Origin of the sequence: uncultured Algibacter sp. (genome assembly GCF_963976535.1) — a bacterium.
Lineage (GTDB): Bacteria > Bacteroidota > Bacteroidia > Flavobacteriales > Flavobacteriaceae > Algibacter_B.
Genome location: NZ_CAXBLF010000005.1, coordinates 98,065 through 108,976 on the forward strand (window position 1 = coordinate 98,065; position 10,912 = coordinate 108,976).

Annotated in this window: 12 protein-coding genes; 1 reads left to right on the top strand and 11 read right to left on the bottom strand. The window is 33.3% G+C overall.

The features are described from left to right. Nucleotides 1–35: 35 nt before the first annotated feature. Nucleotides 36–1,307: a serine hydroxymethyltransferase gene (gene glyA, locus AAC024_RS03105; protein WP_339893721.1), complete on the top strand. Its 1,272-nt coding sequence runs from the start codon at nucleotides 36–38 to the stop codon at nucleotides 1,305–1,307. A gap of 217 nt (nucleotides 1,308–1,524) precedes the next feature. Here glyA and AAC024_RS03110 read toward each other — a convergent pair whose 3' ends face one another. The 11 genes from AAC024_RS03110 to AAC024_RS03160 form a co-directional block, all read right to left on the bottom strand. After that, nucleotides 1,525–2,862 carry an ATP-binding protein gene (locus AAC024_RS03110; protein ID WP_339893722.1) on the bottom strand — a complete coding sequence of 446 codons (1,338 nt, stop codon included), beginning with the start codon at nucleotides 2,860–2,862 and terminating at the stop codon, nucleotides 1,525–1,527. After that, a complete protein-coding gene (locus tag AAC024_RS03115) occupies nucleotides 2,853–3,347 on the bottom strand; it encodes a contractile injection system tape measure protein (RefSeq protein ID WP_339893723.1) in 495 nt (164 codons plus the stop codon). The genes AAC024_RS03110 and AAC024_RS03115 overlap by 10 nt, the downstream gene beginning before the upstream one ends. Nucleotides 3,348–3,407: 60 nt before the next feature. Next, complete coding sequence (locus AAC024_RS03120; RefSeq protein ID WP_339893724.1) at nucleotides 3,408–3,794, bottom strand: DUF4280 domain-containing protein; 387 nt, start codon at nucleotides 3,792–3,794, stop codon at nucleotides 3,408–3,410. A 14-nt stretch (nucleotides 3,795–3,808) separates the two neighbouring features. After that, the gene (gene vgrG / locus AAC024_RS03125) at nucleotides 3,809–5,572 is read right to left on the bottom strand and encodes a type VI secretion system tip protein VgrG (RefSeq protein WP_339893725.1); all 1,764 of its coding nucleotides are present in this window, start codon (nucleotides 5,570–5,572) and stop codon (nucleotides 3,809–3,811) included. 56 nt (nucleotides 5,573–5,628) lie between these two features. Beyond that, nucleotides 5,629–6,240: a class I SAM-dependent methyltransferase gene (locus AAC024_RS03130; protein WP_339893726.1), complete on the bottom strand. Its 612-nt coding sequence runs from the start codon at nucleotides 6,238–6,240 to the stop codon at nucleotides 5,629–5,631. Continuing rightward, complete coding sequence (locus tag AAC024_RS03135; RefSeq protein ID WP_339893727.1) at nucleotides 6,237–6,683, bottom strand: phage tail protein; 447 nt, start codon at nucleotides 6,681–6,683, stop codon at nucleotides 6,237–6,239. The genes AAC024_RS03130 and AAC024_RS03135 overlap by 4 nt, the downstream gene beginning before the upstream one ends. Nucleotides 6,684–6,694: 11 nt before the next feature. After that, nucleotides 6,695–7,159 carry a phage tail protein gene (locus AAC024_RS03140; RefSeq protein ID WP_339893728.1) on the bottom strand — a complete coding sequence of 155 codons (465 nt, stop codon included), beginning with the start codon at nucleotides 7,157–7,159 and terminating at the stop codon, nucleotides 6,695–6,697. 26 nt (nucleotides 7,160–7,185) lie between these two features. Continuing rightward, a complete protein-coding gene (locus tag AAC024_RS03145; RefSeq protein ID WP_339893729.1) occupies nucleotides 7,186–8,736 on the bottom strand; it encodes a phage tail sheath C-terminal domain-containing protein in 1,551 nt (516 codons plus the stop codon). 72 nt (nucleotides 8,737–8,808) lie between these two features. Next, the gene (locus AAC024_RS03150) at nucleotides 8,809–9,246 is read right to left on the bottom strand and encodes a hypothetical protein (RefSeq protein WP_339893730.1); all 438 of its coding nucleotides are present in this window, start codon (nucleotides 9,244–9,246) and stop codon (nucleotides 8,809–8,811) included. Between the two features lie 137 nt (nucleotides 9,247–9,383). Continuing rightward, on the bottom strand, nucleotides 9,384–10,202 hold the full coding sequence (locus AAC024_RS03155; RefSeq protein ID WP_339893731.1) for a hypothetical protein: 819 nt from the start codon (nucleotides 10,200–10,202) through the stop codon (nucleotides 9,384–9,386). Next, nucleotides 10,199–10,750 (bottom strand): DUF4255 domain-containing protein, encoded by a 552-nt coding sequence (locus tag AAC024_RS03160; RefSeq protein WP_339893732.1) that lies wholly within the window; start codon nucleotides 10,748–10,750, stop codon nucleotides 10,199–10,201. Before AAC024_RS03160 ends, AAC024_RS03155 begins: the two co-directional genes overlap by 4 nt. Nucleotides 10,751–10,912: the final 162 nt, after the last annotated feature.

Consider the following 10,912-nt stretch of genomic DNA (forward strand, 5'->3'; position numbering starts at 1 on the left):
TTCCATTTTCATGGAAATGAAAAAAATATATCTTTATGCAACGCGACGAACAAATTTTTGAACTTATTCAAGCTGAAAAAGAACGCCAACTTCATGGTCTTGAACTTATTGCATCAGAGAATTTTGTAAGCGACCAAGTTATGGAAGCTGCAGGCTCTGTGTTAACCAATAAATATGCTGAGGGCTACCCAGGAAAGCGTTATTATGGTGGTTGCGAAGTGGTTGATGAAGTGGAGCAAATTGCCATTGATAGAGCAAAAACATTGTTTGGTGCTGCTTATGTAAATGTACAACCACATTCTGGAAGTCAAGCTAATACGGCAGTGTATCACGCGTGTTTAACACCAGGAGATAAAATTTTAGGATTCGATTTATCTCACGGTGGGCATTTAACTCATGGATCGCCAGTAAATTTTTCTGGTAAACTTTACAACCCAGTCTTTTACGGTGTAGAGCAGGAAACAGGTGTTTTAAATTATGATAAAATTCAAGAGATAGCTACTAAAGAGCAACCAAAACTAATTATAGCAGGAGCTTCGGCATATTCTCGCGATATAGATTTTAAACGTTTTAGAGTTATAGCTGATAGCGTTGGTGCAATTTTAATGGCAGATATTTCGCATCCTGCAGGATTAATTGCAAAGGGTATATTAAACGATCCGCTTCCACACTGTCATGTTGTAACCACTACAACACATAAAACCTTAAGAGGCCCTAGAGGAGGAATGATTATGATGGGACAAGATTTTGAAAACCCATTTGGTATCACCCTTAAAAACGGAAACTTGCGTAAAATGTCGTCTTTATTAGACTCAGCGGTTTTTCCAGGAAACCAAGGCGGCCCTTTAGAGCATATTATTGCCGCAAAAGCCATTGCTTTTGGTGAGGCATTAACAGATGATTTTTTAACCTATCAATTACAAGTTAAAAAGAATGCATCAACTATGGCCGATGCTTTAGTTGAAAAAGGGTATAACATTATTTCTAATGGTACCGATAACCACTGTATGTTAATTGATTTGCGTAACAAGAATCTTTCTGGTAAAGATGCTGAAAACGCTCTAGTAAAAGCCGATATTACGGTAAATAAAAACATGGTACCTTTTGATGATAAATCGCCATTTGTAACTTCAGGAATTCGTTTAGGCGTTGCCGCAGTTACAACACGTGGTTTAAATGAAACAGATATGGTGGCTATTGTTGATTTGGTTGATGAAGTGATTACTAATTTTGAAGACGATGCTAAACTAGAAGCTGTAAAAACTAAAGTAAATGCTATGATGAAAGATAAACCATTATTCGTATAAACTTTAAATCACATAAATTATAATTATAAAAATCCTGCTTATTGCGGGATTTTTTATGTTTTGGGCGCCTGCCTGCCGGCAGGCAGGTTACCACAAGGGTCGGGCTTTCACTACTCAATCTTTTTGTAAAAAAAACAAAAAGGATTTCAAACAGGCCGTTCAATCCCTAACGCAATTGTTTGCTAACTTCTGTTTTTAAATAGAAAGTTTGTGTAATTTAATCCAAACTGGCCCTCTTTCTCCAATTCTTTTGAATAGCATAAATAACGGCTTCCTCTGATATTTTACTTTTTGAATTATGTTGACTATGCAATACTACTGTACGAAGTACATTAACTATTGAACCTCCAGAAAGCTCATAATTTTCGGCTAGTTGGAGAATGAACTCATCTTCTAAAGTAAATTCTTTTGAAAATATTTGTTTCCAAAGCTTGTATCTTTCTTCCTTATTAGGCAATTTAAAAGGAACTTGTAATTGAAATCGACATGAAAAGGCTTCACCCAAATTATTCTCAAGATTGGTTGCAATAATTATCATTCCGGGAAAATCTTCAATTCTTTGTAGAAGATAGGCTATTTCCTGATTTGTATAACGATCATTTGACGATGTGGTCTTAGTTCGTTTTCCGAATAATGCGTCAGCTTCATCAAAAAATAATATCCAACCATTGTTTTGGGCTCGGTCGAAAACCTTTGCTAGATTTTTCTCCGTTTCTCCTATATATTTTGAAACAACCATCGATAAATCTACACTGTAAACGGGTTTGTTGACATATTTACCTAATAAGGAAGCTGTTAACCTTTTTCCAGTTCCAGATGGTCCATAAAATAAAACACGATAGCCTTTTTTTAGCCATTTATTGAGCTGAGGATTCTCTTCAATTTTATTCTCTAATTTAAACCACATTAAAATTTCATCAATATCATTCTTTATACTTTCTGGTAATACTAAATCTTCCCAATTTAATTCGGTTGTCATTAATTTTGAAGGAAACTCATTATTAAATTCAGGTTGATATGCATTCCCTGTGAAAAGTAAATATTCAGCGTCAGTATTAAAGCGCATAGTAGTTTCTAAACGAGTACGAAAAGGTGCATTTGAAAAATCGAGAAGAGAAAAATTGGTGAAGGGATGCGATTGTTCAAAGAGTGGAAACAAAAAAGCTGGCAAGGCATTTTTACTTTCATTTAAAATAAATGCGGCTGTTCTATATGTTGGAATAAATCGACGATCATCTATTTTGCCTCCAAATTCTACATACGCTGTGCCTGTCACTTCATTTTGGGTATGTAACAAGTCAAATACCTCAGGTTTTAAAATGGATGCAGTTATCATGGAAACAATAACCCGTTCTGTGAAACCCAATTCATAATGTAATAGAAAACGTTCATAGGTACTTTCGTCACCAATAATTGGTGGTTTAATATCATAAATTGATTGTTTTTTATCATTGGTCTTAAAATAGGTCTCAATACGCATGCGAATTATTTGTTCTAACCAATCAAATTCCTGTTTCAAAAATGTTTCTGTTGCTACATAATGATTTACCTCCATGATATGTAAATTATGTTTTTTATCCAAGGTAACTTTATCAGGCTAATATTCCACGGAATATAATCCAACAATATATCTGTACCACTGGTTTCAACTGTTAATTGGTAAGCTTCATCTTTTTCTTCCAGTAGTCCATTTCGTTTAAGAAACGTATTTCGAAGCCCATCTTCACTGGTATTGCCCAATTTCTCCCATTTTGAGATGACAACTTGTAAAATTTTACTTGCATAGTTTTTTTCATTTTCTGAAAGCACTAAATTTAAGGGAATGGAATCTTCAATGAGTAGTCCCGAAAGTATTTTTGACACGGCTAGATCCGCTTCATTAATATTACTATTTTCTCCTGTAGCAATATAATGTAGTAGATGTACAGCTCTAAATTGTAGCTCTTTATTTTTAAATTGGTTCTCGTCATTTAAAAATTCTACGAATTTAAATAATTGAGTGAAAAATGGATGCATTATTATAAGTCCCGTGTTTTCCATATGCCATTTCGTTAAATTTGTTGTTTTAGTTGCTGTTTATTCTTCCACAAAATATCTTAATTAATCTTCAACTGTTTGCTGTCCCGCGTTAGTAAAAGTAATGGCACCGCCAAAAGCACAGAAACATTGTGACGTATTATTGATTATAGGAAAGTTTCCTATCATCACAGTTGGATTTCCAGGAGTCCATGGTGCTGGTATAACTGGTATACAAGGCATAGGTGTTAGAACTCCTAAAGCTGCTGCTGTTGCAGTAGCTACAGTAGGATTTGCTAACGATGAACACATACCAAAGGGTAAAATATTTACCATAGGTATATGATCCATAATATTAGCATCTGGCATATGACTAGAAGTTACTCTATTTGTTGGTAAAACCACTAAACTTGAAGGTGCTTTTCCATATGAACATTTCATCATTGCTCCCATACATACTTGTTGTCCCATATTTATTAATTTTATTAGTTAATACTTACCATTGCACCTTTTACAGTAACATTTCCAGATGCTTTTAATTCTGCACTAGCACCTGCTTGAGCTGAAAATGCCATATTTGCTTTTTCGGTAATATTGTTTGCAGATAGATCAAGATTGCTATTGGCTTTAACTGCAATATTAACAGCTGATACAGAAATATTGTTTGCTGCCTTAATAACAATGTCTTTTTTACTGTCTATTGTAATTCCATAGTCACTAAGGTGCACCATATTATTATTTTGATCAGTTAATGTTATCCCTTTATCCTCATCACTTAATGTAATAATATTTTTTCCTGGAGTTTTAATTGTAATAACTTTTTTTTCTTCATCAAAATCTATTGTCATTAAGTTTCTTGTCGTTATCGCTTTATGAGTATTTTTTTCATCTGGTGTTAAAGTTGGAATGTTTTTTTTACTGTAGACACTGCCTAGTATAATAGGTGCTGAAGGATTATCATCTAAAAAGCCAAGTATGACTTCGTCCCCAACCTCTGGATAGAAAAAATTTCCAAAACCAATTGAAGCGTAAAAAGTACTTAAACGTGCCCAAATACCTTCATCTGAATCTTTTATTAGTGGTAATGTAACTTGTACACGAAACTCTCCAGCAGGATCATCATAAGTTTTCTTTACGATTCCTATTTGTAATCCATTCATTGCAGGTATACGTCCGGCAGCTTTTAATGCATTAACAGGCACTTCTTGAGCAAACCAATTTTTTTGAATTCCGACTGTTATTTCAGTAATCCAACGTCCCTCATACAAATCATGTGAAACAGACGAAACATATGCATTACCATTTATTTTTTTCCCTATACCTTTTAATTCAATCAAAGTATTTGGTTTAACATCAGCGTTTCCCTCACATAAAATAGTACCTTGAAAACGAGATAATCTAGATTTTAACAATTGGGCGTTTGCCCATGAATCCAACGCTTCTTTTTCTAATGGAATTGTTGACTGTAAAAGCTCATTTGCACCTAAAACGTTAGCTAATTTTTTTCCAGTAATACTCCCTTGATTATTAACACTTGGCTCCTGCGATTTGCCTTCTATGAGTTTTTGACTAGAAGCATCCCATGAAATTGCCTCAACGGATTCGAATTGTTCTTGGCTTCCTACAGCAATGTCCATTTCAATAATATTATCCCCATAATTTAATACAAGAACTGACTTACCACTTAAATCGGGTTTTTTTATACTAATCTTTCCATCATCGGTTAATGTTACTAACCCGTTGATCTCAGCTCGTGTGACAATAAAATCCCAATCGGTGGTGCCAAACTGGATAACTTCCTCATATTTTACTTTAGTACTATCAACAGATTTAGATACACTGTAATTACCTAATATTTTATTAATGATTTCACTATCAGTACTATTCAAAAAGTAGTTGTTTTTGTGCACGTTGGTGGTAACAAATGCTTCATCCTTACATTCAATTATCAATGAAGGTCCTTCTTCTGCATCAATAGATATGGCTTGGCTCATGATTAAGCCTTTAAAGATGGTTTTTTCTTTGGAATGATAGCCCGCTTTAATTTCAATTTTGTTTCCCGGATTATACTCGGACGAATCACTTAATTTAAAATCTTCTTTAGATTTACTACCATCATTCAAGACTATGGTTGCCTTAGCTATTTTATTAATGCTTTGAATGACGTTTATTTTAATAATCATGGCATTAGATACTTTGCCGTTAACTGTTAATTGTACTGATAACAAGTCCGATGATGATTCGCTCATAAAATTTATTTTTTAAGTGTGAAAACAGGAATAAACCTCCTATTGGTACTTTATATTTAAATTGGTTTTTTCATTATAATGGTAAAATCATTATCTAAATAGCCTTCCTTTAAAATAACATTAATACAGAGTTTTTGACACTGTTCATAAATGTGAACTTTATTATGCGCTACTATCAAATTTCCAGATTCAAAAAAATCTTGGTTTAGCATATTAAAAATAAGTGCCTTTTTTCCTGATTGATAAAACTGTTCTATGCAATCTATATAGTAATTGGAGTCATTACACCTATAAGACAAAGCACCACAAGCTACTACAACATCAACTTTTGGTAATTGACAACGCGTAAAATCTGCATTATAAAACCAAGTGTTATTATGTGTTTTGAAACGTTCTTTTGCATAGGTAATAAAAGATTCTTGTAAATCTAATCCTAGGTAATCGAAATTAGAAAAACGATCATTTAAATAAGATTTAAAATCACCATCACCACAACCTAAATCTAAAACAGATATGTTGTTAAAATCAAACAACGAAGTAATGACCTGAAATCGGATTTGTTGCACTTGCTTTTTTGTCCAGCCCAACATTTTAGAACGCGATAAGCTTTTATCTTTAAGTCGTGCGGAATGGTATTGCTTTATATTTTGTTTTTCAATTATAGTCATCGTATTACTTTAGTTGTAAAATATTTATATGAAAGGCTTAGAGATTCTATTAAAACTTCATTATTCATAGAATTTAATGATGCAGTTTTCCAGCTTATAGGCCAAGCATCAACAAAATTCCATGTCATTACTTTATTTCCTTTTTCATTAAGTAAGGAAACTTCTAATGATTTAGTTTCTATGCGCTTATCAAAACCTAAGGTTAAGGCATTGTATACCCATCGATTCAAATCCGAACTCTCAGGTATTATTCCTCGTTTAAGTTCTAAGTTACTATATTTTACACCTGTTGGCACTTTATACTTGAACCGGTTTTCCCCTCCTTCGGTAATTTCTTCAATATTTGTTTCTATAGAAATTCCGGATACTTCTTTAAAACTATAGGACTCTTTGTTTAATGCTACTTTAAAATAAAAGCCTGAAGATGGATAAACTGGTTTCATTATTACTTGAATTATTTGTTAACTATTTTTAATCCTTCATGTGCTATTTCTATAGTCTCTACAGCGACTTCATTACCGTCAGATTTTAAATCGGTACCTGTAACTTTGGTTGGCCACGCATTTTGCAAAGCCCAAGTCATTGTCGGATTACCACCTTCATCTAATAATTTTATAGTTACTGTGACACGTTTAACAGTATTCATTTTTACAGTAGTGTACCAATCGAAGAATTGATTATCTTTTACTAAAACTCCTTTTTTCAACGTTATATTTCCAAATTTAACCAATCCAGGCATTTTTTGATTAGAAAAAATTTTGCTATCACCATGTCTGTATTCTATAATTTGAGCTTCTACATCTAATCCAGAAACTTCTAGAAAGGATGCGTTTTTCATTCCGCCTCCTAAATCTACCGTAAAATAAAATTTAGAAATAGGCCATAATTTTTCACTTTGTATTGATCCGTCGTCTGCCATGATTATGTTGTTTTAATTGTTAGTATTTAAGATTTTTGTTGTTGCTGTTGAAATGTGATGACTATAAATTCAGCAGGGTGTGAAATTGCCAATTTAACTGTTATATTCATTCTACCTTCAAGAATATCGTTAGCAGTCATCGTAGACCCCAAACCAACAGATACACTAAAAGCATCAGCAGGAACAGCTCCAGCAAGGGCTCCTTGCTTCCATAAATTAGTCAAGAAATTCCCAATCATAGACTCAATGGACACCCAGGTATTTTTAACATTAGGCTCAAACACGTAAGCTTTGGCAGCAATTTTTATGGACTGTTCTAGCATTATGACTGTTCGTCTAACGTTCATGTATCTCCAATCTAAGCTGTTCGCATCTAGCGTTCGAGCTCCCCATACCATAGTTCCTAATCCAATAAAAGGTCGAATGGCACAAATTGCTTTGCCTAGTATTGGAGCATTTAAGTCTTCCTGTTGTTCATGATCTATTAGTATTGAAGGCGATACCACATTACTTACCGCAACATTCGCTGGTGCTTTCCAAACGCCACGTTGTAAATCTACCAAAGTGTAAATTCCTGCCATAGCTGCAGATGGTGGTAAAAGATTTATTTTCTTTAATATATTTTCCATCACTATGTTATATTCTGGAATCCTAACAGATAACACATCGTGTATTTCTTGAATGCTAGGTGTTTTTGGTTTGCCTTCTACTTTAGTATTTTCATCAGAAAAGGATAGTAAATCGAGATATTCTACCAGTGCGTTTCTATGATCCTCATTTAAATTATGAATAGCAGTTTTACAAATGCTTGTCAAGGTTTTTATGCCTTCGTCATTTAAATTTTTATAATCCACTTCAGAAGGTTGAACAATGGAAGTATTTAACCAAGGATAATAGGCGGCTCCATAGCTTAAATAATCTGAAGATACATTATTTCTGAATTTATCAATAGGGTTGTCGTTGGGATCATCCAGTCCTTTATAGCCTTGGTGAATATCCAAAAGGGCTACTTTATCCATTTGTTCACCGCAGTGATTAAGCATATGCTGCTGTAAACTATAGCAAACTTCTGAATTAAATAAAACGGCATCTGGAACAACAATCATTGTGGGTTCCGTTTCTTTTTTAAGCAAGTCAATACCATTTGTAAATGGAGAGGTTGATGAAAAAGGCTTGTCTTTTCCTGTATCTGTATAGGTTCCAACTGATACAATAAAGCAGCTGCCACCTCCATTTTGATAAAAGAACTTTAGAGACTCGTATAAAAGAAAATGAGTGTCAGCATCTGCATCAAGTGAATATGAAATCCCATTTAACTCAAAATCCTGTTCTTCAAATGATGAAGCAACACTTAAATTATATTTGGTTGTACAACCCTTTCCAAAGAATGATACGAACTCCATTAACGATTCTATACGACAGGGTTTGTTCCTTAAGGACTGACCTCCAAATTCCGCTTTTTCCGTATAGCCAATAAAAGCTGGAACTGCAGTTTCGACAGCTACTACTGAATTTGGAAATGCATTTTTCTCGTCAATATAAACACCAGGTGTTTTTAAATTTTTATTTACCGCCATATTTTATCTTATAAATTAAAAAACTAAAAATTATATAAATAGGTATTAGCTCTTTGTAGTCTTCGTTTATGATTATAAATTAAATCCTTTATCAGCTTTATAAACGATATCTTTTGATAATTTGGTAATACTGTACTCAATTTCACCTGAATTTCCATAACCACTAAATGTTTTCATCTCAAGACTATAGTTAAAAGGAGTTCCTACCCAACGCAATCCAATTCGTCTCCACCATTGCCAGCCATAGTAATTACGTGTGCAATGAATGCGACCTCTTTTTCCAGTATATGCGTTGGAAGCAATAGCATGTAAGGTAGCATATTTCCCTTCACCTTTACCACCATAAGCTATTGCAATAACTTCAAATATATTGCAACTTTCTAGCCCTGTTAAAATTGGTTGCCATTCACCATTTGCATTTAAAGTTCCTTGCCTATAAGTTCCAATTCTTGAATATATTCCAATAATATCATCGACATCTAAATTTTTTTGTGGTTGTTTTTGATTCATAACATTATATTGATTTTTGGATCATTAATTTCTGGTAAAATGGTATCTATGGTATCAACAGTGGTTGTTGCATCAATTAGTACTACTTGTTTTTAAATTTTTATTTTCTGCCATGTTTTATCTTATAAATTAAAAATCTAAATATGTATATAAATAGGTGTTAGCTCTTTGTTGTCTTGGTTTACCATTTTATATTTGTAATTAGCAAAGGGTAAGGTCATCTTTTGACCTTCTACGAGATTGCTTCTTTGTTTAGGTCCCCATTTTAATTCTAAGCGTTTTTGGGCTTTTTTTGTATAGGCCAAAGGAATTTTAGATTGAAAAATAATTTCGGTGGCGTTTTCATCAGATATTTTTTCAAATTTCCATTCTTCAATATTACCATTGTTGTTTTCCGCATTATTTTGTTCACTATTAGGCGCAAATGCTAAATCAACGATTGTATAAGTCTTTTCTTCTGGAGTTTCATTGATCATTATGTGGTATTCCCAATAGGTTTTTCGCACTTTAAAATTGACAGTAAATTCTAATTTTTCGATAGAATCTATTTCAGAAATTGAAATCCCAATACAACCAACGGCCTGATTTGGTGGTCTGCCTGGATGTAAATAGCATTTATCATCTTGTTGTAAGGTGTTATAAGCTTCAGAATTCGACCAATAGTAGTAAGGATTAGAAAAATTAATATTCTTCGGGTAATCGGTATAACTATAAAAAGCTTCATTTGTACAGACTACCCAAAAGAATAAAACAGCGGTCTCATTTTTAAAGGCTTCATCATCTTCAATATAACAAATCAAACCTCCTGTTTGAGCCCGAAACCATAAGCGATTACTGTTTGTAAATGGCATGTTTGTGTTAGCAGGAACAATTGCAAGATCATTTGAAACGCCTCTGGTGTTTTCATCAACACTGTCGTATTCATGATTAATTACTATTGAAAAAAATTGTTTCATGATGGATTCGTTTTAGTTTCTGTTCCTGTGATTTCTGGTAAAACAGCTTCAATACGATCACTGCTTATTTTCAGCATACGCATTTTATAAATGACAGATGGTTGATAATTTGTTACTAATGCTCTCCAAAACTGACTCATGTTGTCAATATCTAGGTTAACGAGTTCAAAACTCAATTTATCAATTCCGTCAGGCATCTGAATTTGTTGTGAATTAAAATAAGGATGTTCCTGAAAAAAATTAATCGCAGTAGACAGACAACTTAAACCTTCTTTATAGTTGTTTTCTTTAAATGAAGCGGAAACAAGTATATGAACATTTATATAAACTGGTGGAGCCTGCTTTAGGATATTACTTCCTTGGTTTGTTATATTAGGCTGGTTTGCAATGGTGCCTTCTTCTGAGATGTTAACAACCGATACTACTAATGTGTCATCATTGTTGTTTGTGACACCAGATAGCCTGACAATTGATTTTTCACCGGAAGTTTTTCGTTTTAAGTAATAGTCAAGATGGACCGTTACAAAATCTAATGCATTTGCGATCATATTTACAGTTAGTTAGATACTAAAGTTACTTATAATCAATGAGAAAAAAAAGAGGGGATTTTTCTTGAAGCTTTTTTGGTAAAAAATATAACCAAAGAAATACGATAAATAATTAGGGCTTGCTGATTTTCTAAAAAAATAGACATAACTAATTATCAATCA

Excerpts from the sequence above, each read along its gene's own strand:
- AAC024_RS03130 (WP_339893726.1), bottom strand. The coding sequence starts at position 6,240 with ATGACTATAATTGAAAAACAAAATATAAAGCAATACCATTCCGCACGA.
- AAC024_RS03115 (WP_339893723.1), bottom strand. The coding sequence starts at position 3,347 with ATGGAAAACACGGGACTTATAATAATGCATCCATTTTTCACTCAATTA.
- AAC024_RS03120 (WP_339893724.1), bottom strand. The coding sequence starts at position 3,794 with ATGGGACAACAAGTATGTATGGGAGCAATGATGAAATGTTCATATGGA.
- glyA (WP_339893721.1), top strand. The coding sequence starts at position 36 with ATGCAACGCGACGAACAAATTTTTGAACTTATTCAAGCTGAAAAAGAA.
- AAC024_RS03110 (WP_339893722.1), bottom strand. The coding sequence starts at position 2,862 with ATGGAGGTAAATCATTATGTAGCAACAGAAACATTTTTGAAACAGGAA.
- AAC024_RS03160 (WP_339893732.1), bottom strand. The coding sequence starts at position 10,750 with ATGATCGCAAATGCATTAGATTTTGTAACGGTCCATCTTGACTATTAC.
- vgrG (WP_339893725.1), bottom strand. The coding sequence starts at position 5,572 with ATGAGCGAATCATCATCGGACTTGTTATCAGTACAATTAACAGTTAAC.
- AAC024_RS03135 (WP_339893727.1), bottom strand. The coding sequence starts at position 6,683 with ATGAAACCAGTTTATCCATCTTCAGGCTTTTATTTTAAAGTAGCATTA.
- AAC024_RS03145 (WP_339893729.1), bottom strand. The coding sequence starts at position 8,736 with ATGGCGGTAAATAAAAATTTAAAAACACCTGGTGTTTATATTGACGAG.
- AAC024_RS03150 (WP_339893730.1), bottom strand. The coding sequence starts at position 9,246 with ATGAATCAAAAACAACCACAAAAAAATTTAGATGTCGATGATATTATT.
- AAC024_RS03140 (WP_339893728.1), bottom strand. The coding sequence starts at position 7,159 with ATGGCAGACGACGGATCAATACAAAGTGAAAAATTATGGCCTATTTCT.
- AAC024_RS03155 (WP_339893731.1), bottom strand. The coding sequence starts at position 10,202 with ATGAAACAATTTTTTTCAATAGTAATTAATCATGAATACGACAGTGTT.